Raw genomic sequence first — 20,194 nt, forward strand, 5'->3', positions numbered from 1 at the left:
GTGGATGAAATAAGGAGTAAGTGAGCAAACAAAGTTAAATGTCAGTTAAGTCTGATTGGATTAACGAAACCGTAATGATTGAGGCATCAAATGTTCAGAAGCAAATATAAATGGCTGTCATATTTTGGCAATAAATTCACATGAATTGTCTATAATTCAGTTTTAGTCAAAGGAGTTATCATGAAAATAGTCGGAATATCCGGAAGCCTCAGAAAAAATTCAACCCATGCAGGCATTTTGCGAACAGTGGCAGCTCATTTGAAGGAAAAAGGGATAGAATTCACAGTCGTTGATATTGGTGGTTTTCCACTGTATGACCAAGACATCAATGACCAAGGTTTACCAGTAAATGTTCAACAAGCTCATGAACATTTGGCCCAAGCCGATGCGATTGTATTGGCATCACCAGAATATAATTATTCGGTGACTGGGGTGTTAAAAAATGCCCTAGACTGGTTTTCACGAGTCGAAAATCAAGCATTCAATGGTAAAGCAGTTTCAATCATGGGTGCCAGTCCAGGTATGGGCACAGCCCGCAGTCAATACCATTTGCGGCAAATTTTAGTTTTTCTGAATGCTTTTGTGGTCAATAAACCCGAAGTGATGATCGCCCAAGCTGGTGGAAAATTCGATGATTCAGGTGATTTAACCGATGAGGGGACCATAGCATTTATTGGTAAAGCCCTCACGTCACTGATTAAGCTAGCGGATCAATTAAAAAAATGAATCAAGCCATTTTTGAACCATTTGAATATGGAGCGTTGCAGTTGAAAAATCGCATTGTTTTGGCACCAATGACTCGAAGCTTTTCACCAGGTCATGTACCCAATCAACAGAATGTAGCGTATTATCAAAGGCGTGCGGCCAACGGGGTCGGTTTGATCGTTACCGAAGGAACTTGTGTTGGGCATAAGGCCGCCAATGGTTACCCTGATGTCCCTTTCTTTTTTGGTGATGAGGCGCTAGCTGGTTGGAGAAAAGTGGTTGATGCCGTGCATGAAGCAGGTGGAAAAATCATGCCGCAACTTTGGCATGTCGGTGGTGTTCGAAAAGATTGTTTGCAACCCGATGAAAGTGTGCCCGCTTTCAGTCCATCTGGCTTGTTGTCACCGAATAAACCGAATGGCGTTGCTATGACACAGGATGACATCGACGAGGTCATAGCGGCCTTTATTGAGGCAGCTGTTCAAGCACAGAAGCTGGGATTTGATGGTGTTGAAATACATGGTGCTCATGGTTATTTATTGGATCAATTCTTTTGGGAAAAGACCAATCTTAGAAACGATGAATATGGAGGCAATTTAGCGCAAAGAACACGGTTTGCCACAGAGATGATCAGCCAAATGCGCCAAGCCGTTGGACCAGAATTCCCCATAGTGCTGCGATTTTCACAATGGAAATTACAAAATTATGCTTTGAAGTTGGCAGAGACTCCTGAAGACTTGAAAGCATTTTTGGATCCTTTGGTGGCAGCAGGTGTTGATATGTTTCACTGCTCTACACGACGATTTTGGGAGCCTGAATTTACCGGTTCTGATTTGAATTTGGCTGGTTGGACGAAAAAACTCACTGGCAAACCCTGTATTACCGTGGGCAGTGTTGGCTTGGCTGGTGGCTTTGTTGATGAAGACAAAAAAGGCATGAGCGCACAATCAGAAGTTTCGACTGAACAATTTGAGTTGATTGAAAAGTCACTGATCGCCAATGAATATGACTTGGTTGCGGTTGGCAGGTGTTTGCTACAAGATCCTGCTTGGGTGCACAAGTTGAAGGCGGGTCAATATACTGAAATGAAGCCTTATACTGCTGAATCATTGAAAAACTTGTATTGAAGCCACTTGTATGTACCGCTAGAATGATTACATGATGACTCGATTAAAACGGCTGGCTGACTATTTGACTTCTGACTTTTTAGGAGGACCCAAACCCTGGAAGTTGTCTTGGGTCATTAACTTTCAAAAAGCAGGGACCTTTTTCTTTGTGGCCTGGTTGATGTGGTTTTACCAAAACACCAGTGTGGCAGCCTATATCTACCTGGCTTTACATGGCAGTTATGGTTTCGTTTGGTTGATAAAAGACTTTAATTTTCCTGACAAGGGTTGGCAGAAAAAAGTCACCATTGTTGGCGGTTTAGTGGCTTTTTTTGGTGTGTTGTTATGGTATTGGGTGATTGCCTGGTTGTTGATCAGTCAGCCACAAACCCCGGATTATCCATTGGCAGATAACATCTGGTTTGCTGGTTGTATTGCTTTGTGCCTTTTAGGCTGTGTGATCATGATTGCGGCAGATGCACAAAAACACTACACTTTAAAATTCCATAATGGCTTGATTGATGACGGCATCCATAAATACATCAGGCACCCTAATTATTTGGGAGAAATCATGATTTATGCTGCTTTTGGATTAATGGCTTGGCATTGGGCAGCCGCTGTTATCTTATTGTCGGTTTGGCTGTTGGTGTTTTTACCCAATATGATGGCCAAAGAACGCAGCCTTGCTCGTTACCCAGAATGGAAAAGTTATCGGCAAAGGAGTGGTTGGCTGTTGCCATTTTTATAAAGCATTAATCGCCAATTGGCACCAAAATACCAATGGTGAATTGACCATCACCAAAACCATCCTGCCCAGGCAGGTCTGAATTGTTGGTGTCCAAGCGCAAGCGCGCTTCAGCCCTTATCCTGACGCCATTACCCGTAAAATACCAAGAACCGCCAACGGCAAAATTCACAATTAAGTCGGTGTCTTGAGTTTCTGGAAACCTGGAATCAGCGTAGATACCACCGACGCCAGCCAAAAAGTAAGGCTTCCATAAGGGGTCGTGGTTGGTATACATGACGTTGAATGCCGCGGAATAATGTTTGAGGTCAAAGTCGATGTCAAAATCATATTCATCCCGCATCACCTCAAATTCCATGCCCCAATTCTCATTGAAATGTTTGCCTACTCTGAGGTCTATTACGTTGGCTTCGTTCAATCGAATGTCGTCATCAGGAACCACTATGCCTAGGTTGCTGTTCCAGTACCAACGATAATCAACGCCATCATAAATGTGCTCATCTTCCTGGCAAAATGCCAGGGTGGCCATAGTGGTTAGCATCAAGACCGCTGACAGGGTTTTCATGAATGGTCTGGTTCAGCTTTCAATGTTTTGAGTTTTTCCCAGACCGGTCTTTTAAGTTCAGGTTGGGACAGGATGTCTTTTAAACTGCTCAGATTCATGGTGCTGTGGTCATCAGCTTGGTTGATGTCAGCAAACACCAAGGTCATTGAGGGTAGTTTGTATTTGACTGACTGACCATCGTATTCAATGAAATCATATTGACAGTCATGTTCTATGGCTTTCAACATGTTCACCAACAATCGAAACTCATTTTTATCAAGTTTTTCATGAATGGGTTCATGGTGTGTTTCCAGTTCAACTTTATCAGTGTGGCTTGCTTTTTCTGCAGAACCGGTTTCAACTTCAACCACCACATCAATGGTTTGTTGGCTAACTTCATGCTGGTTATTTTTAACAACGAGCTTGAGTAATCCCAACTCTTCTATCAATTGATTACTGAACATATCAAAGGTCTGATGCAAGTTGGTTAAGTATGGAATCAACTGAACGACCTACGGCCTTGGCAAATGCCCTGTATCCTTCACCATCTATTGGTTCAGCGTGTTCGTAATTTTGATTAAAAATCAATGCGTTTTCTTGGTCATACAGTGAAAACTCTAAAGCGACATTGGTACTATTTTGATTTTTTTCAAAGGCCAAAATCCGAGTGTATAAAACTTGATGGTCTTGTCGATGTGGGGTTTGAATGCTGACTGATTCCCAATGCTCACCTGCCCAGTTTTTAATGATGTAATGTAACAGCACCTTGGGTGATTCCAGCCAATAATTGTTATTCAGTTGAATCAATGATTGATCGTCTTTGGTAGCAACCATGGGACGACCTCCCAAAATACTTAAAGCGGTCGGTTTTTTTACCACCAATGTATTTGGTTTTCGCAGTTCCGTATTGGTGGTGATATTTGACGTTATCCTGAAATACTTTTTGGTTTGTGATTGCTTGCTTGAGCAGGCATATACGCTAATTATGAGCAGAATCAACAGGCTTACTTTGAGGTTACTTTTCATAGGTCGTCATCCGCTATTTCTGGATTTGAAGAAAATATCAAAGAAGAAGGGTTTTTTCGGATTAAATTGGTGGCTTCATTTAAATTCATTGATGCGCTTTCGATTTCATTGGAAATTGAATCCAGTTTATTGGACAAAGACAGCATGCTCTTGGATGCGGTTTTTAGCAGTTGAGCCATGTCTGAATCATCCGAGGAGATCAGTCCCCTTGCATCAGTGACCAAGCCATTGATGTTTTCAAGCCCGTCATCCAACGCCTTGACCGATAGTTGCATTTGGTTGCTTAACTTGGCCAAATTAGCCACAAAAGCTTCCAGGTTTTTGGTGTTTTCATCACTCAATACTTGATTGGCCGAATTCATTAATTGGTCTAATTGTGCTGTTGAGTTGTTGATGTTGTTCATGATTTCAGGCAAGCCGTTGTCAATCTGTAATGTGATGCTGTCCAGCCTGTCATACAACATGTCTAGCATGGGTTTGATTTTTTCTTCAGTGATGTCAGTGATGTTGTCGGACACCCCACCCAATTGGGCAAATAGATCTGCCGGTGGTAAGCCTGGGATGGTGTCATTTTCAGAGAAAAAGTCTTTGGCCTCTCCACCTTTGATGTTGATTGACATATCGGCCAACAGGCCCGCTGAATTGATTTGAGCTTTTGAGTCGGTGGGGATTTTCCACTCTTTGAGTACCGAGTATGTCACTTTGAAATCTAATTTGGTTTGTTTGAACTCTGGTTTGATGGATTCGATTTGTCCAATGCGATACCCTTCAAAAAAAACTGGGGTACCATAACCTAAGCCCGTGACGTTGTGATAATAGCTGTTGTATTCAACGGCGTCGGATTCCTTCCCTGTCATTTTAATTAACAACCAAAGGGTGAGTATGGAGATTGTCAAAGTGAACAACCCAACCCAGAAATAATTGCTGATGTGTCTTTTCATGTTAGTGTATAGTTTTCCTGTGTAAGCCTTTTCAGGTAATCTTTTGGATTTAATTTATCATGTCTTGAGCGGCGTTGTAATAAATCCATGACTCTTTTGTTTTCTGATTTTTTGATTTCTTCAACGGTTCCTGTGATGAGGTTTTTACCATTGTCTAAAACCGTGATTTTATCGGCAATTTTGAAAGCACTGTCTAATTCATGGGTCACAACCACCATGCTCATGCCCATGGTGTCTCGTAAAGACAGAATCAAATCATCAATTTCAGAAGCAACCACTGGATCTAGACCGGCTGAGGGCTCGTCAAAAAACAATAGTTTAGGGTCCATCACAATCGAACGTGCCAGGGCCGCTCGTTTGACCATGCCACCAGATAATTGAGAGGGCATCAATTTGTGAAACCCACCAAGGTTAACCACCTCCAGCTTCATTCGAGAAATGATTCGAATGGTGTTCTCATCCAACTCAGTGAATTCTCTGAGTGGTAATGCCACATTCTCGCCAACAGTCATTGAAGAAAATAGGGCGCCACTTTGGAATGAAACGCCAATGTCCTGTTTCAATTGTAGCTGTTCATTGAAACTGATGCGGTGAATGTCTTTGCCCAGTAATTTAATCTGTCCTTCGGTGGGTTGGTACAAACCCAAAATATGCCAAAGCAGGGTGGATTTGCCTGAGCCACTGCCACCCATAATGACTCGAATCTCACCTTTTTTAACATCCAAATCAACGCCGTCAAGAATTTTTCGTTGCCCATAATGGGTAACCAAATCTTTAACTTCTATGACGGTTTCGTTGTTGTTTGTTTCCATATCAGTTGATTATTGGGTTAGAAAATAACTGGCTATCATGTCAGCCAGAACAATGAATGAAATTGAAATAACCACAGCACTGGTGGTGGCTTTACCAACACCTTCGGCACCACCAGTCACATAAAATCCTGTGGTGGCTCCAACCAATACAATGATGATTCCAAAGACCACGCTTTTTATCAAGCCTTGTAACACATCACCCACAATGAGTACATTGAATGATTCAAGCATATAGGCATTGATACTCATGTTTAATTCATGTGCGCTGAAAATTGCGCCACCAAAAATGGCCATAAAATCAGCGCAGATGACCAACAGCGGCATCGATACCATCAAGCCCAACAAGGGAGGTAACACCAAATACCGCACTGGCACTATACCAATGACTTTGAGTGCATCGATTTCTTGTGACACCACTTGTGATCCAATCCTTGCTGCAATTGCTGCCCCAGATCGGCCTGCCACAATCACGCCGGTGATTAAGGGTGAAAACTCACGGGTCACAGATTTAGCAATGGCAAGTAGTACTTGAGATTCTGCACCAAAGTCTGACAGTGCATACAGTAATTGAATTGAAAGCATCATCCCAACCACAAAACACAAAGCCATAACGATGGGCAGGGCATCAAACCCATTAACCCTGATCTGCTCGACCACTTGTCGCAATCGCACTTTTTGTTTGTACCTGCGACCAATAATCAGCCAATAGAAGCTGTCCCAAAATAATCGCATGGCAAACCCCAAGCGTTCAACGGCTTGGAATGTAGAAATGCCAATGCTTTCTACTTTTTTAATCAGCACATTAATCAATGCGGAACACCTGGTCCAAGCGAGCCAGTTCCAGAATGGATCGTACTTGTTTACTGGGTTTGCTCAGGCCAAAGGTTTTTCCATGGCTGTTAGCAAATTGTAGGCCCTCGACCATGGCTGCAATGCCAGAAGAGTCTATGTATTCAACATGGGCTAAATTAACCACAACTTCAGGCGTTGTTTTCAATGCACTCAATATGGTTTTTCTGACTTCTGCAGAATTAGATAAATCGACCTCGCCTGATACATAAATAATACACAGCTCATCGTTTTTATCGAAGTGAATGAAATCTTCAGTCATTAATTTAACCTCACTGAAATAATTAGTATGGGATTGACCGGCACATCTTGTGCGTCCAATTCTTTATTGTAACTGGTTTTTGTTTGGGCCATTTTATCAATCACCTCCATGCCGGAAACCACGTGACCAAAAACAGTATAACCCCATGATTTTTCATTGGGGTTTAGGTTGGTGTTATCCGCTACATTAAAATAGTAGCTGCTGCTGGCAGAATGTGGGTCATCGTACCTGGCCATGGCAATGGTGCCTCGTTTGTTCAGCAATCCATTGCCAGACTCATTGATCACCTTGCCACAAGCGTTTATTTCAGTTAACTCACTGAGAAAGGCACCTGTTTGGACCACATAGTCTTTGACCACCCGGTGAACCAGATTGTTATCGTATGTTTTGGATGCTACATGGTGTAGAAAATGGTTAACGGTTTTGGGTGCCCGGTTTCTGTCTAATTCAATGACCACTTCACCCAAGCTGGTGGTGATTGTTAACTCAGGAAATGTGGAGTTTGGAAATACTGTTTCTTCAGGACAAGCTGATAAACACAGTTGTGTGACCAAACAAAGAATTGTGAATGATTTGATTTTCATTTGATGTTATTTATTGACGCTTGCAATTATTCTACCCAAGGCGATAAGATTTTGATATAGCTACGGGTGAATTATATGTGCTGAAAAGAACCTTATTTATGAAATCAATATCAAAAGCGGTCAAATGACTTATGACCGCTTTGGTTTCACAGTTTGTCTAGTTTTTCCAGTTGTTCATTCAATTCTTGTAAAGCCACTTGGTTGCTTTCTAATTTTGCTTTTTCAGCCGCAACCAAATGATCGGGCGCTTTATTGACAAATTTTTCGTTATTCAACTTGCCTTCAGCACGTTTGATTTCCTGGTTGATTTTATCAATTTGTTTATTGATTCGTTTACTTTCTTCTGTTTTATCAATCAACCCAGCCAAGGGTATTAAGATTTTCATTTCACCCATTAATGCCGTTGCAGCTGGTGGTTCTTCTTGGTCATTTTGAATCAATGACAAAGCTTCTAAACGGGCCATGGTTTTCAGCAGTGGCAGGTTTGATTGCATGAAGCTTTGATCTTGTTCACTGGCTTGAGACAACAGTACAGTCAATTTCTTTGATGGCGGAATATTCATTTCACCACGAATTTGTCTGACGGCCAGAGTCAATGTTTTGATCCATTTGATTTCAGCTTCTGCTTGGTCATCAATCAATGACTTATTGACGATTGGAAAAGAACTGATCATGATTGAATCTGGCTTAAGCTGAAACTTGGCTTTTACTTCTTGCCATATTTCCTCTGTTACGTATGGCATGATTGGGTGTAACAGCCTCAATGCCTGATCCAAAACATACAATAAAGTGCCTTGCACCTGGGCTTTTTGTTCGGTTTTTAACAAGGGTTTTGAAAGCTCTAAAAACCAATCACAGTATTCATTCCAGAAGAAATCATAAATGGCTTGGCTGGCCAGGTCTAAGCGATATCTGTCCATGTGTCTGCGGTATTCAATGATGCAATTTTGCAGTCTGGAAACAATCCACTTTTCAACGGTTGAGGCATTTTCAAGATTGAATTCACCTGCGACATGGTCTTCTGTATTCATGAACACAAAGCGCGAGGCGTTGAAGATTTTGTTACAAAAATTTCGATACCCTTCAACTCGACCCATGTCAAAGTTGATGTCTCGACCGGTACTGGCTAAAGAGGCGAAGGTGAATCGCATGGCATCGCAACCATAAGGCTTAATTCCTTCAGGGAATTCGGCCATGGTGGCTTGTTTAATCTGCTCAATTTTTTTCGGTTGGTCTTGCATCAAACCTTGGGTTCTCTTTTGTAACAAGGCTTCTAAACTGATGCCATCTATCAAATCGATTGGATCCAACACATTGCCTTTTGATTTTGACATTTTTTGGCCATTTGAATCGCGTACCAAGCCATGGATATAAACTTCTTTAAAGGGAATGTTATCCATGAACTTCATTCCCATCATGATCATTCTGGCGACCCAGAAAAAGATGATGTCGAAACCGGTAACCAAGACATTGGTGGGGTAATAAGTTTGTAGTTCTTTTGAATTTTCTGGCCAATCCAGTGTAGCAAAAGGCCACAAGGCCGAGGAGAACCATGTATCCAAAACATCATTGTCTTGGCGTAATTTCACCTCATCAGTTAAATTGTGGCGGGCGCGAGCATCGGCTTCATCCATACCGACGTATATATTGTCTTGTTCGTCATACCATGCAGGAATGCGGTGACCCCACCACAATTGCCGAGAAATACACCAGTCTTGAATGTCATTCATCCATGCGTAATAGGTGTTCTTCCAGTTGTCAGGAACAAATTTGATGTCACCATTGTCCACGGCTTCGATGGCTGGTTTGGCCAAAGTCTTGGCATCAACATACCATTGGTTGGTTAGCATGGGTTCAATCACATCCCCAGAGCGGTCACCGCGTGGCACCATCAAAGTATGGGGTTTGGTTTCAACCAATAAACCCAAACGATCCATCTCGGCCACCACAGCTTTGCGGGCATCGTATCGTGGAAGTCCTTGGTAGGCTTCAGGTGCGTTTTTATTGATGGTGGCATCGAAGTTCAGTACGTTCAATAAAGGCAGGTCATGGCGTTGGCCCACCTGATAATCATTAAAGTCATGGGCTGGAGTGATTTTGACACATCCAGTGCCTTTTTCTGGATCCGCATGTTGATCGCCAACAATGGGTATCAGGCGATTACAAATCGGCAACAACACTTGTTGGCCAATTAAATGTTTGAACCGATCATCATCAGGGTTAACTGCAACGGCAGTATCGCCTAACAGGGTTTCAGGCCGAGTGGTGGCAATGGTTAAAAACACGTCTGAGGCGTCGCCATTGTCGTCTGCCACTGGGTAATTGAAATGCCACATAAAGCCATTTTCTTCAACCGACTCAACTTCTAAATCACTCAAAGCGGTGTTGAGGGTGGGGTCCCAATTCACCAGGCGTTGGCCACGATAAATCAATCCTTCTTCATGTAAGTCAACAAATACCTTCATCACGGCTGCCGACATGCCATCATCCATGGTGAATCGCTGTCTCGACCAGTCTGGTGATGCACCCATGCGACGCAATTGATTGGTAATGGTGTTGCCAGATTGCTCTTTCCATTGCCACACTTGGTCCACAAAGGCTTCACGTCCCAATTCTACTCGAGAGCTGCCTTGTGCATTCAATTGTCGTTCAACCACCATTTGGGTGGCAATGCCAGCATGATCAGTACCTGGCTGCCACAAGGTGTTCTTCCCTTGCATGCGGTGGTATCGGATTAAGGTGTCCATAATGGTGTCTTGAAATGCATGACCCATATGCAGGGTGCCAGTAACATTGGGTGGTGGAATCATGATGCAATAAGTTTCATCACTGTCCGTATTGCCGGTGGCCCCAGCTTTAAAGTATCCGTTCTTTTCCCAGTTTTGGTACCATTTGGTTTCAATTTGGGTTGGGTCGTATTTTTCTATCATGGTTGCTGTTTGTAATTCAAGACTGTGTGGTTATTCAAAAATCAAGTCACTCCTGACAATGCAGCAATGACTTGTCTGTGTTGCTTTATTTTTGACTTTCGTTGATTAAATATTGTACCAACATGGCAACTGGGCGGCCGGTGGCACCTTCTTTTTTATTGTTCCAAGCAGTTCCTGCGATGTCAACATGTGCCCATTTTTGGCCTTCGGTAAAACGCGATAAGAAACAACCAGCTGTGATTGTTCCAGCTGGGAAGCCGCCAATGTTTTGCATGTCAGCAAAAGAGGTGTCAATTTGCTTTTGGTATTCATCCCACAACGGTAATTCCCAAACTCGATCGTGTGATTGTAGGCCAGCTGTTTTTAATTCATCAAATAAACCATCTGTCTTGGTCATCACTGCCGAGGCTTGGTGACCCAAAGCAACCACACATGCGCCGGTTAAAGTGGCAAAATCAAGAATCACTGAGGGCTTGAACTCTTGGGCATAAGTCAGGGTGTCACACAAAATCATGCGACCTTCTGCGTCGGTGTTAAGCACTTCAATGGTTTTGCCCGAGTATGAAGTGATGACATCACCTGGTCGGTATGCTTTGCCATCAGGCATGTTTTCCACTGCAGGTACAAATGTCAGTAGGTTGATGGGAAGCCCAAGTTCAACAGCGGCAACAAAACCACCAATGACTGTCGCTGCGCCGCACATGTCGTACTTCATTTCATCCATGTTAGGACCTGGTTTCAATGAAATACCACCGGTGTCAAATGTAATGCCTTTACCAACCAAGGCGATGGGCGCTTGGTCTTTGTCTGCGCCATTGTATTTTAACACCACCATTTTAGGCTTATTGGCACTGCCTTGGCCTACTGCCATCAATGCACCCATGCCCATTTTTTTCATTTGTTTGTGGTTTAAAACCGTGATTTCACAATTTTTGTTTTTTTCGGCAATCTTGGTGGCATAGCTGGCAATATATTTTGGATTACAAATATTGGGCGGATTGTTGCCCAGGTGGCGTGCAGCAGCAACACCTGATGCCATGGCTTTGGCCTGATTGAATGCGTCTAATTGTGACTCTTGGGTAGCCACTTCTAAAGATTTGATTTTATGCTTGTTGTCTTTTTTGAAAGATTTGGTGTCTTCGTAGCGGTATTCGGCATGTGAGGATGCCAAGGTAACCAATTTTACCGCCAATTGTGAGTCAAAGTTTTTGGTTTCAACAACTGACAAATGGTTGCTGATGGATTGGGTCCTGGTTTTGGCGGCAGCTTGAATGACATTGTGAGTGGCTTCATACAATGCTGTGGCGGTTAATTTGTCACACTCGCCCAAGCCTACAAGTGTTATTACTTGACCTTTTTCATTGTAGAGGTTCAGCATTTGGCCAGATTTTCCTGTGAAATCTTCATGGTCAACACGTGATTGAAATTGTTGTTGTACGTCAGAGTCCAGTTGTTTGATCAGTGCATTGTCTTTTTGGTCTGCAAAATGACCAATGATAATTTGATCGGCTTGTGACTCATTCACTGCTTGTGAGGTTGCTTTTATTTTCATGGGTGGGAACTCCGAAATTGAACGAACTGGGCATTTTAATCAACCTGATGGCTATTAACCAGTGATAAATGAATTAGTGTTGGGAAAAACAGTGGCATTCATGGACTGATTGATTGAGTTGTTAAATATACTGAACAACTTAGTTCATTTCATCTGTTAAAATGCAGGCCCAATAACCCATACTAAACTGAATGAATATATTATCCAATTACCTCAGAAAACAAGCCATCAAGACCACTTTGGTTGTATTGATGTTGTTGTTTTTGTTGATGGTTGGTACTTTATTCACCTCGACGCTCAGGGCCATCGCGCGGGGTGTGTTGCCGCCTGAGTTGTTGTTTATTGAACTCAGTTTGCGATCGGTTGATGTATTGGCCATCTTGATTCCGCTTTCGTTTTATTTGGGTTTGTTGACATCATTGAGTCAGCTGTATCGCAACCAAGAAGCGATCATGTTACATGCCTTTGGTTGGTCAACCAAGGACATTGTCAGGGCCATGGCACCATTGGTGGTTGTGGTTTTTGTTTTGATGTTGTTTATTTCATTGGTGGTTTCTCCTCATGCTGCGAAGCTGTCAAAAGAGTTGACCACACAAGCCAATGAAAAGATTTCTTTGATGGGCTTAACCGAAGGGAAGTTCCAAAAGTTTTTTTCCAATGAAGGGGTGATCTTTGTCGAGAAAATTGATCCTGAAAGCAAACGAGTTGAAAATGTTTTTGCCAATATTTATCATCCCGATCGCATTGACACCGTGACTGCTGAATACGGCTATCAATTCGAAGAAAAAAATCAAAAGTACATTGCGTTGTTCAATGGATTCCGCAATGAAGGTAAACCAGGGACCAATGCGTACCAAATGATGCAGTTTGATCGTAATGACATTAAGCTGCCTGATTTGGATCAACAAATAGCTCAGTTGGATGAAAGTTCGAAACCCACTTGGGAGTTGATACAATCAACAGATCAAGTAGAAAAGGCGCAGTTGCATTGGCGCTTGTCTCCTGCTTTTTCCGTTTTGGCCTTGTTTTTATTGGCGATGTCATTAGCCAAAACTTCACATCGAGAAGCCAAGTTCATTAATTTGGTCGTTGGCATAATGGCCTATGTGGTGATGATTAATTTATTAACCATCGGTCATTCATTGTTGGAACAAGGCGAAATTCCCAATGTGTTAGGTTTGTGGTGGGTTTATGTGATCATCGCCACCTATGCCCTATTACGCATTCGGAAGTTAGATGGTCCCAAATATGAGCAAACGCCACAGGTGCTTTCGACCTAATGTCTATATTAAGCAAATACATTTTTAAAACGTTGTCATTTGGTTTAATGGTCGCTGTTTTTTTGTTGTTATCAATTGATGTGTTGTTCAATTTGATCAAAGAGTTGAATGACATCAACAGTGTGTACACCTTAGGCGATGTATTCTTCTTTGTGATGTTAACCATTCCCAGTAAGATTTATGAAATGTTTCCAGTCAGCGTGGTGGTGGCTGTGGTAGTGAGTTTGGGCGCTTTGGCCAACGGGTCCGAGCTGGTGGTAATGCTGGCATCGGGCGTCAGTAAGCTTAGGATTGCTGTGACAGTGCTATTCAGTGTTGGCTTTTGGTTGGTGCTGGTTGTGCTGATGGGTGAATACATAGCATCGACCGGTGATCAAATGGCACAACAATTCCGCAATGAACAAGTCTCTAAGGGAAAGGCCACCTCCGCAGCACATGCCATATGGTTGCGCGACGGCGATGTGATATTCCGTACCAACCGCATGACTGAACAAGAACAAAAAGGTGTTTATGAGTTGCATGAAGTTACTGTGTTCGAATTGGAAAATAAAAAATTGAAACAGGTTTCTGAGGCCAAGAGTGCGGTGTTTGAAAATCAACAGTGGACTCTTAAAGACTTGAAGGTTTCAACTTTTACTGACGATGGAGTAAGTACCAATCAACATGCTGAACAAAGCTGGGACTCGCGAATACAGCCTGAAATTTTAAACATCAGTACAACCAGGCCTAAGTACCTCAGTATCAGAGACATTAACAAGTTTCAAAATTTCAATGCCAGCACTGGGGCCCTGCAATCTGCTTACCATATAGCATGGTGGTCAAAACTCTCATTCCCATTGCTGGTATTTGCCACTGCATTGTGTGGTGTGATTATGTTGTTTGGTCAAGTCAGGTCAGGTGGATTTGCACAAAGACTGGTGGTGGGCATTGTTATAGGTGTGGTGGTCTATTTATTGAATAAAACCCTGCTGAATTTTGGAGAGGTCTATCATGTCCATCCATTTTGGGTCGCCATGTTACCTGCCTTGTTGTTGTTTGTGTTTTTAATTTTGTGGCTTGCTGGCAGGTTCAGGGCTTGAGTCATCGGTAGATTTCGTCAAATCAATGACAGGTTGACCACATGCCATATCCATCCAAGTTAAATTTTTACTGTTTGAAATTCTAAGCCACAAGCCTGCTCCCAACAACAAGGTGGAAAAGATGCCCGTAATAAACCTCAGTGTCACTGCTTGCCATGTCAGTTTGTGGTGATTTAATATACCAATCTTCCAAGCCTTCATGCCAATGGTCTGTCCACCTTTTTTCCATGAGTATGTAAAATATAAATAGACTTCAAAGAACAACAATAGTTGAAACCAAAGTGTTTCGGGTTCGACTTCTTTTCCAGTCCGAAGTAAAACGAAAATGAGTGACGTAACCAAGAAAATTCCCAAAATAGGAAAAATGTCGTAGATTAAAGCGGCCACGTGTTTCCAAAGTTTACTTTTGTGGATATTTGTCATTTGATCTCTAAAGCATTGAGGTGGTTGGATTTTAAAGAAATTAGTTGACGATTGGTAACAAAAAAAAAGATAAATTTATGTAATTATTACTTTAATTTTTCAAAAAAGGCAGTTATTCTTGTTCCCCACTAAGTCGAGTGCGGACTTAATTTTGATGTTTTTATTGGGCCTTACGGGTCTGATGGCATCTCGGTTCTCACATTTTCTTAATTAATAATTATGGAAGGGAAGGTATGTTGATATCTCAAATTTCTAAAGGTGGTTTAATCAAAGGTTTGGTTATTTTGTCTTTATTGGTAACTTCAGCAGCAAGTTTTGCTCAGTTACAAACAGCAGTACAAGTGGTGTCTAACACCAATAGTTCAGCGGCTAATTCACAAAACAGTATTGATCGTTTAAGTGATCAAACTGAAGAATTATTGGTCCAATATAGAACCGTGTTATCAGAAATCGAAAGTTTAACTGTATACAACCAACAGTTAGAGGCTGTCGTGAATGATCAAAATGCAGCCATTGTTTCATACAATGAGCAAATGACTGAGTTGGAGTCAACCAATCGTGCGATTGTTCCTATGGTCATTGAAATGGTTGATATGTTGAGGAAAATTATAGAAGCTGATATTCCTTTCAGATTGAATGACAGAATTCAACGAGTGACACAACTGGAAAATATGTTGGATGCTTCAAATGTAACCACTTCTGAGAAATACAGAAAAGTGACTGAAGCTTACCAAATTGAGCTTGATCATGGTCGTTCAGTTTCGACTTACCAAGCCGATATTGATGGTGGTGTAAAAGTTAATTTCTTGCAAATTGGGCGTACGGCTTTGTTGTACCAAACATTGGATGAGAAAAAATCTGGTTGGTGGAATGCCCAAGCGAAAAGATTTGAGGAATTACCCGATCAATACAATTCATCAATTAAAGAAGGCATCAGAATTGCAGCTAAACAAGCAGCGCCTAACTTAGTTGGTTTGCCAATCTTGTTTCAAGTTTCAGGGGAATAAATAATGAAAAAACAAATCATCACTTTATTGGCTCTGGGCTTGTTAACAGTTTCTGTACAAGCTCAAGACATGTCATTGGATGAACTGCTGAATGTTGTACGTAAAGCAGCGACAGAAAGTTCACAAGCCAATCAACAGCGTGAAGCTGAGTTCAAGCGTCAAAGAGATCAACAAAGCACTTTGTTATCTAATGCCAGAAATCAATTGGCTGCTTTGGAAAGAAGAACTGAAGAGTTAAAAACTGCTTTTGATGACAATGAAGTCATGTTAGCGGACTTAGAAACTACGCTGGCTGAAAGGTCTGGTAACTTAGGCGAAATGGCTGGTACTGTTAAGATTCTTTCTGGCGATTTAAGAAGTGCCATTGAGGAATCAATGACATCAGCTGAAATCGATGGCAGAATTGAGTTTTTGACCCAGTTGGCCTCTCAGTCTAAACTTCCAAACATCCAAGAGCTCAGACAGTTGTGGGTTGAAGTCCAGCGTGAAATCATTGAAGAAGGTAAAATTTCTCGATTCACTACCAGCATCCGTGATGAGCGTGGTGAAATTGAAAACAATGTAGAGGTCACCAGAATTGGTACTTTCAATGCATTTGATTCTGACGGTAATTTCTTGATTTGGAAATCAGCAGCTGATGCTGGTGCTGGAAAAGGCGAGTTACAAAGACTACAAAAGCAGCCTTCTGCTCAGTTTACCGGTATGTCAAAAAGCTTTGTTAATTCAGCCCCTGGCGAATTGGCTCAGGTGCCAGTCGATTATACCCGCGGCACCATTCTACAATTGGTTGTACAAACGCCAAGTATCCAAGATAAAGTCAAACAAGGTGGCCCAGTGGGTTACGTGATTATCGGTCTGGGTGCCTTTGGTTTAATCATTGCATTGATTAAATTCTTCATGTTATTTGCTTCAGGCAGCAAAATGAAAGCTCAATTGAAGAAAAAACAGCCTAACCAAAACAATGCTTTGGGCCGAATTATGTCAGTTTATACTGAAAACCCAGATTCAGACATTGAGACCATGGAGTTGAAGATGGATGAAGCCATTTTGCGTGAAACCGGTCCTTTGGAGTCAGGTTTGTCATTCATTAAAGTCTTGTATGTAATTGCACCTTTGATGGGTCTTTTGGGTACGGTTGTTGGTATGATTCAAACGTTCCAAATGATTACATTAATGGGTACTGGTGATCCAAGTACAATGGCTGGCGGTATTTCAATGGCCTTGGTAACCACTGTATTGGGTCTGGTTGTCGCCATTCCATTAACAGTGCTTCACTCTCTATTGCAATCTATGGCACGTAAACAGACTCAAGTTCTTGAAGAGCAGAGTGCTGGTATTGTTGCCAAGATGGCGGAGAAATAAAGATGTATTGGCTCAGAGAGCGATGGTATGACATTTTGGCATTTATCGACATGGGTGGCCCAGTGCTTTGGGCCATCTTGTTGTTGCTGTTTGTTATGTGGTTAATGATTCTTGAGCGTTCTTGGTTTTACTTCATTACTTATCCAAAGTTGAGAAATAAAATTATTTCTGAGTGGGATGCAAGGGATGACACGACAACGTGGTATGCAAAACGCATCAAAGAGGCCAAAGTTTCTGAGGCTTCTATTGAGTTACGTTCTGGCTTAGGCTTTTTAGAAGCACTGGTGGCTATCAGTCCATTGTTTGGATTGTTTGGTACCGTTTACGGTATGTTGCAAGTGTTTGACATTATGGCCATTGCTGGAACCAGTAATGCCAGAGCCATGGCAGGTGGTGTTTCTAAAGCAACCATTCCTACGATGGCAGGCATGGTGGCAGCATTGTCAGGTGTATTTTTTACGACCTACTTCAAGCACAAAGCCGTGGTGGAATCTGATAAGTTAGAAGACCGCATGCAATCACATTAATTTGAACCATTTGAATTTCAATGGGTCAGATTTATTAATTGAGAGAAAATAGTTATGAAAAAAAGACATTTTCATGAAGACGAAGCTGAAATCAACATCACACCCATGCTGGATGTGGTATTTATTATGTTGATTTTCTTCATCGTAACAACTTCATTCGTAAAAGAGACTGGTGTCGAAATATCCAGACCTTCAAGTTCACAAGCCAAACAAGTCAAGAAAGGTAATATCTTGGTAGCCATCAAAGAAGACGGCATGATTTGGATTAACAAGCAAGAAGTTGACTTAAGAGCGGTTCGTTCTAGGGTTGAAAAAATGCACGCAGAAAATCCAGAGGCCAGCGCAGTCATTATTGCTGATCGCGGCTCAAGGACAGGTGACTTGGTGGAAGTTATGGATCAGATTAAATCTGCTGGCGTTACAAGCATTTCTATAGCAGCAGAAAAAGGCCAGGGGTCATAAATCATGAGTTTGCCACGTTATTTAGTTGTTAGTTTTATTGCTGCTGTCATTACTGTGGTGTTGTATTTGGTGATGCATGCAATGGTCAGTCAAGCTGCTGACAACCCAGGGAATGATGGTGCCCTCTCTAACATTGATTTTACCAAAGTCAAGTTGGAAGATGAGGTCAGGGAGCGTTCTAGACGCATTCCGAAAAAGCCTCCTCCACCAAAAGAGCCACCACCTCCGCCAAAAATGAATGTGCAACAAAACCAACAAGTAGTCAACAACATGCCTACTCCAAACATTCCTAATTTGGATTTGGGTGTTGGTGGAAACGGTCCATTTTTAGGCGCTATTGGCCAAGTCAACATGTCTGAAGAAGGTGGTGTGATTCCTATTGTTAGGATTGCCCCTCAATATCCAAGAAAAGCATTGATGGCAAAAATTGAAGGTTGGGTGAAAGTTAAGTTTACCATTACGGCAACTGGTACGGTTTCAAATCCTGAAGTGGTTGATGCAAAACCTCGCAGAATTTTTGATCGGGAAGCCATACGCGCGATTTTGAAATTTAAGTTCAAGCCTAAGGTTGTCAATGGTGTTGGTGTTGAGCAAGTTGCCACTCAAACGATTGAGTTTGATTTGCCAGATGATTAACGGAGTGAAATTATGATGAAAATAATAAATGTTTTATTGTTGTGTTTATTCGCTGGCGTTTTATCTGCGGGTGCATTGAAAACTGACAATCCGGTTCGTAAACCTGCTGGTCAAGTTGGACTGATGAGTGAGCCTCAGAGTAAAAAGATCACTCGTTACAGCGAAATGCTGGCGGATGAAAAATATGCTGAAGCCAAGTCAGGATTAACTGCCATGTTGGCTAAACTGAATGAACGAGATGCATATGTCCAAGGTATTATTTACCAATTACTCGGTCATATTGATTCTTTGTCAGGTAACTATGCTGGTGCAGCATCTAACTTCAAAAAAGCCATTGATTTTGATTCATTGCCGAACACCACTCATTTTCAAATGATGTTGCAGCATGCTCAATTATTGATGTTGAATGATGATCATCGCGGTGGATTGAAGTCCTTACAAGCTTATATGAATATTGTTGATGAGATTCCTGATTCAGCATTTGCGATTAAGGCCAATGCACATGTTCAGTTGGAACAATACAGAGAAGCTAAGGATGCCATCAAACAAGCGATTCAATTGTCAGATAAGCCCAAGGAAACTTGGTATCAGTTGTTATTGGCCATTCACTCAGAATTGTCTGAATACACGGATATGGCTGATGTTTTGCGAATTTTGATTTCCTTGTCTCCAAATAAGAAAGTCTATTGGATGCAACTGCATTCAGTTTTGTTTACATTAAAAGAAGATAAGCAGTCTTTGGCAGTTTGGGAATTGGCATATCGCAAAAATCTTTTTGACAAAGAAAGCGATTATTTACAGTTATTTAAGTTGTACTCATACAATGACGTTCCCTATAAAGCAGCTGAGACCTTACAAAAAGCTTTGGATGACAAAAAAGTTGAATCAAACTTTAAACATTGGAAGCAAGTGGGTGCTGTTTGGTATGAGGCCAGAGAATTAAGAAAAGCTTTGGCGGCATACGAAAAAGCCAGTTCATTTGCATCTGATGGTGATATGGACCTAACACGTTCTTATCTGTATCTTGATTTAGAAGAATGGAACAATGCTGTAGACTCTCTGAACAATGCTTTGCAAAAAGGCGGTTTAGATGACACCAAAACAGGCAATGCATGGTTGATGCTCGGGATGAGTCAAGCCAGTTTGAAAAATTATGCAAGGGCAAGAACTGCTTTTCAAAATGCGATTAAGTATGAAAAGTCCAGAAACAATGCACAACAATGGCTTTCTCACTTGACCACACTTGAGAAAAAAGCTGAAGTGGCTCAAGAAACTTCTTCGCCTTAAGTTGATTACATTGATGAGTTGATTGAGACATCAATCAAATTTGCAGCTGGGAAAAGGATTTTCCAGTTGATCAAT

At 41.8% G+C, this 20,194-nt stretch carries 22 protein-coding genes; 11 read left to right on the top strand and 11 right to left on the bottom strand.

All coding sequences use genetic code 11. The annotated features are described in order from the left end of the window. The first annotated feature begins 180 nt into the window (after nt 1-180). Genes CCS90_RS06165 through CCS90_RS06175 form a run of 3 tightly spaced genes read left to right on the top strand, consistent with a single transcriptional unit; the run spans nt 181 to nt 2,559 of the window. Complete coding sequence (locus tag CCS90_RS06165) at nt 181-726, top strand: NADPH-dependent FMN reductase (RefSeq protein WP_099018597.1); 546 nt, start codon at nt 181-183, stop codon at nt 724-726. Next, complete coding sequence (locus CCS90_RS06170) at nt 723-1,832, top strand: NADH:flavin oxidoreductase (RefSeq protein ID WP_099018598.1); 1,110 nt, start codon at nt 723-725, stop codon at nt 1,830-1,832. Before CCS90_RS06165 ends, CCS90_RS06170 begins: the two co-directional genes overlap by 4 nt. A gap of 34 nt (nt 1,833-1,866) precedes the next feature. Further along, nucleotides 1,867-2,559 carry a methyltransferase family protein gene (locus tag CCS90_RS06175; RefSeq protein WP_162846829.1) on the top strand — a complete coding sequence of 231 codons (693 nt, stop codon included), beginning with the start codon at nt 1,867-1,869 and terminating at the stop codon, nt 2,557-2,559. A gap of 4 nt (nt 2,560-2,563) precedes the next feature. Here CCS90_RS06175 and CCS90_RS06180 read toward each other — a convergent pair whose 3' ends face one another. The 10 genes from CCS90_RS06180 to CCS90_RS06225 form a co-directional block, all read right to left on the bottom strand. Beyond that, nucleotides 2,564-3,121 (bottom strand): outer membrane beta-barrel protein, encoded by a 558-nt coding sequence (locus CCS90_RS06180; protein WP_099018600.1) that lies wholly within the window; start codon nt 3,119-3,121, stop codon nt 2,564-2,566. After that, complete coding sequence (locus tag CCS90_RS06185) at nt 3,118-3,564, bottom strand: hypothetical protein (RefSeq protein ID WP_099018601.1); 447 nt, start codon at nt 3,562-3,564, stop codon at nt 3,118-3,120. Before CCS90_RS06185 ends, CCS90_RS06180 begins: the two co-directional genes overlap by 4 nt. Nucleotide 3,565: 1 nt before the next feature. Continuing rightward, nucleotides 3,566-4,126, bottom strand: coding sequence for an ABC-type transport auxiliary lipoprotein family protein (locus tag CCS90_RS06190; protein ID WP_099018602.1), 561 nt, complete (start codon nt 4,124-4,126; stop codon nt 3,566-3,568). Beyond that, nucleotides 4,123-5,067: an MlaD family protein gene (locus tag CCS90_RS06195; protein ID WP_099018603.1), complete on the bottom strand. Its 945-nt coding sequence runs from the start codon at nt 5,065-5,067 to the stop codon at nt 4,123-4,125. The genes CCS90_RS06190 and CCS90_RS06195 overlap by 4 nt, the downstream gene beginning before the upstream one ends. Continuing rightward, on the bottom strand, nt 5,064-5,879 hold the full coding sequence (locus CCS90_RS06200) for an ABC transporter ATP-binding protein (protein WP_099018604.1): 816 nt from the start codon (nt 5,877-5,879) through the stop codon (nt 5,064-5,066). The genes CCS90_RS06195 and CCS90_RS06200 overlap by 4 nt, the downstream gene beginning before the upstream one ends. A gap of 9 nt (nt 5,880-5,888) precedes the next feature. Beyond that, nucleotides 5,889-6,680, bottom strand: a complete 792-nt coding sequence (locus tag CCS90_RS06205; RefSeq protein WP_246027022.1) for an MlaE family ABC transporter permease — start codon at nt 6,678-6,680, stop codon at nt 5,889-5,891. Nucleotide 6,681: 1 nt separating this feature from the next. Then, entirely contained in the window at nt 6,682-6,990 is a 309-nt protein-coding gene (locus tag CCS90_RS06210; RefSeq protein ID WP_099018605.1) for an STAS domain-containing protein, read from the bottom strand. After that, the gene (locus CCS90_RS06215) at nt 6,990-7,574 is read right to left on the bottom strand and encodes a peptidylprolyl isomerase (RefSeq protein WP_099018606.1); all 585 of its coding nucleotides are present in this window, start codon (nt 7,572-7,574) and stop codon (nt 6,990-6,992) included. Before CCS90_RS06215 ends, CCS90_RS06210 begins: the two co-directional genes overlap by 1 nt. 146 nt (nt 7,575-7,720) lie before the next feature. Next, the gene (locus tag CCS90_RS06220) at nt 7,721-10,504 is read right to left on the bottom strand and encodes a valine--tRNA ligase (protein WP_099018607.1); all 2,784 of its coding nucleotides are present in this window, start codon (nt 10,502-10,504) and stop codon (nt 7,721-7,723) included. An 85-nt stretch (nt 10,505-10,589) separates the two neighbouring features. Next, nucleotides 10,590-12,056 carry a leucyl aminopeptidase gene (locus CCS90_RS06225; RefSeq protein WP_099018608.1) on the bottom strand — a complete coding sequence of 489 codons (1,467 nt, stop codon included), beginning with the start codon at nt 12,054-12,056 and terminating at the stop codon, nt 10,590-10,592. A gap of 191 nt (nt 12,057-12,247) precedes the next feature. On the opposite strand from CCS90_RS06225, the gene lptF reads away from it, so the two are divergent. Then, nucleotides 12,248-13,336 (top strand): LPS export ABC transporter permease LptF, encoded by a 1,089-nt coding sequence (lptF, locus tag CCS90_RS06230; protein WP_099018609.1) that lies wholly within the window; start codon nt 12,248-12,250, stop codon nt 13,334-13,336. Then, nucleotides 13,336-14,415 carry an LPS export ABC transporter permease LptG gene (gene lptG, locus CCS90_RS06235; RefSeq protein WP_099018610.1) on the top strand — a complete coding sequence of 360 codons (1,080 nt, stop codon included), beginning with the start codon at nt 13,336-13,338 and terminating at the stop codon, nt 14,413-14,415. Before lptF ends, lptG begins: the two co-directional genes overlap by 1 nt. Here the strand turns inward: lptG and CCS90_RS06240 are convergent. Continuing rightward, nucleotides 14,380-14,838, bottom strand: a complete 459-nt coding sequence (locus CCS90_RS06240) for an RDD family protein (RefSeq protein WP_099018611.1) — start codon at nt 14,836-14,838, stop codon at nt 14,380-14,382. The two genes, lptG and CCS90_RS06240, sit on opposite strands and share 36 nt — an antisense overlap. 233 nt (nt 14,839-15,071) lie before the next feature. Here CCS90_RS06240 and CCS90_RS06245 point away from each other — a divergent pair, with 233 nt between their 5' ends. Genes CCS90_RS06245 through CCS90_RS06270 form a run of 6 tightly spaced genes read left to right on the top strand, consistent with a single transcriptional unit; the run spans nt 15,072 to nt 20,119 of the window. After that, nucleotides 15,072-15,845, top strand: coding sequence for a DUF3450 domain-containing protein (locus CCS90_RS06245; RefSeq protein ID WP_099018612.1), 774 nt, complete (start codon nt 15,072-15,074; stop codon nt 15,843-15,845). A gap of 3 nt (nt 15,846-15,848) precedes the next feature. Further along, nucleotides 15,849-17,207, top strand: coding sequence for a MotA/TolQ/ExbB proton channel family protein (locus CCS90_RS06250; RefSeq protein WP_099018613.1), 1,359 nt, complete (start codon nt 15,849-15,851; stop codon nt 17,205-17,207). A 2-nt stretch (nt 17,208-17,209) separates the two neighbouring features. Beyond that, on the top strand, nt 17,210-17,734 hold the full coding sequence (locus tag CCS90_RS06255; protein ID WP_099018614.1) for a MotA/TolQ/ExbB proton channel family protein: 525 nt from the start codon (nt 17,210-17,212) through the stop codon (nt 17,732-17,734). A 54-nt stretch (nt 17,735-17,788) separates the two neighbouring features. Next, a complete protein-coding gene (locus CCS90_RS06260) occupies nt 17,789-18,196 on the top strand; it encodes an ExbD/TolR family protein (RefSeq protein ID WP_099018615.1) in 408 nt (135 codons plus the stop codon). A 3-nt stretch (nt 18,197-18,199) separates the two neighbouring features. Next, entirely contained in the window at nt 18,200-18,832 is a 633-nt protein-coding gene (locus tag CCS90_RS06265; RefSeq protein WP_099018616.1) for an energy transducer TonB, read from the top strand. Between the two features lie 15 nt (nt 18,833-18,847). Beyond that, the gene (locus tag CCS90_RS06270) at nt 18,848-20,119 is read left to right on the top strand and encodes a tetratricopeptide repeat protein (RefSeq protein ID WP_162846830.1); all 1,272 of its coding nucleotides are present in this window, start codon (nt 18,848-18,850) and stop codon (nt 20,117-20,119) included. Nucleotides 20,120-20,194: the final 75 nt, after the last annotated feature.

The sequence above is a fragment of the Marinicella litoralis genome (assembly GCF_002591915.1).
GTDB classification, from domain to species: Bacteria; Pseudomonadota; Gammaproteobacteria; order Xanthomonadales; family Marinicellaceae; genus Marinicella; species Marinicella litoralis.

Coding starts and splice junctions, on each gene's coding strand:
- CCS90_RS06165 (WP_099018597.1), top strand. CDS start 181: ATGAAAATAGTCGGAATATCCGGAAGCCTCAGAAAAAATTCAACCCAT.
- CCS90_RS06170 (WP_099018598.1), top strand. CDS start 723: ATGAATCAAGCCATTTTTGAACCATTTGAATATGGAGCGTTGCAGTTG.
- CCS90_RS06175 (WP_162846829.1), top strand. CDS start 1,867: ATGACTCGATTAAAACGGCTGGCTGACTATTTGACTTCTGACTTTTTA.
- CCS90_RS06180 (WP_099018600.1), bottom strand. CDS start 3,121: ATGAAAACCCTGTCAGCGGTCTTGATGCTAACCACTATGGCCACCCTG.
- CCS90_RS06185 (WP_099018601.1), bottom strand. CDS start 3,564: ATGTTCAGTAATCAATTGATAGAAGAGTTGGGATTACTCAAGCTCGTT.
- CCS90_RS06190 (WP_099018602.1), bottom strand. CDS start 4,126: ATGAAAAGTAACCTCAAAGTAAGCCTGTTGATTCTGCTCATAATTAGC.
- CCS90_RS06195 (WP_099018603.1), bottom strand. CDS start 5,067: ATGAAAAGACACATCAGCAATTATTTCTGGGTTGGGTTGTTCACTTTG.
- CCS90_RS06200 (WP_099018604.1), bottom strand. CDS start 5,879: ATGGAAACAAACAACAACGAAACCGTCATAGAAGTTAAAGATTTGGTT.
- CCS90_RS06210 (WP_099018605.1), bottom strand. CDS start 6,990: ATGACTGAAGATTTCATTCACTTCGATAAAAACGATGAGCTGTGTATT.
- CCS90_RS06215 (WP_099018606.1), bottom strand. CDS start 7,574: ATGAAAATCAAATCATTCACAATTCTTTGTTTGGTCACACAACTGTGT.
- CCS90_RS06220 (WP_099018607.1), bottom strand. CDS start 10,504: ATGATAGAAAAATACGACCCAACCCAAATTGAAACCAAATGGTACCAA.
- CCS90_RS06225 (WP_099018608.1), bottom strand. CDS start 12,056: ATGAAAATAAAAGCAACCTCACAAGCAGTGAATGAGTCACAAGCCGAT.
- lptF (WP_099018609.1), top strand. CDS start 12,248: ATGAATATATTATCCAATTACCTCAGAAAACAAGCCATCAAGACCACT.
- lptG (WP_099018610.1), top strand. CDS start 13,336: ATGTCTATATTAAGCAAATACATTTTTAAAACGTTGTCATTTGGTTTA.
- CCS90_RS06240 (WP_099018611.1), bottom strand. CDS start 14,838: ATGACAAATATCCACAAAAGTAAACTTTGGAAACACGTGGCCGCTTTA.
- CCS90_RS06245 (WP_099018612.1), top strand. CDS start 15,072: ATGTTGATATCTCAAATTTCTAAAGGTGGTTTAATCAAAGGTTTGGTT.
- CCS90_RS06250 (WP_099018613.1), top strand. CDS start 15,849: ATGAAAAAACAAATCATCACTTTATTGGCTCTGGGCTTGTTAACAGTT.
- CCS90_RS06255 (WP_099018614.1), top strand. CDS start 17,210: ATGTATTGGCTCAGAGAGCGATGGTATGACATTTTGGCATTTATCGAC.
- CCS90_RS06260 (WP_099018615.1), top strand. CDS start 17,789: ATGAAAAAAAGACATTTTCATGAAGACGAAGCTGAAATCAACATCACA.
- CCS90_RS06265 (WP_099018616.1), top strand. CDS start 18,200: ATGAGTTTGCCACGTTATTTAGTTGTTAGTTTTATTGCTGCTGTCATT.
- CCS90_RS06270 (WP_162846830.1), top strand. CDS start 18,848: ATGAAAATAATAAATGTTTTATTGTTGTGTTTATTCGCTGGCGTTTTA.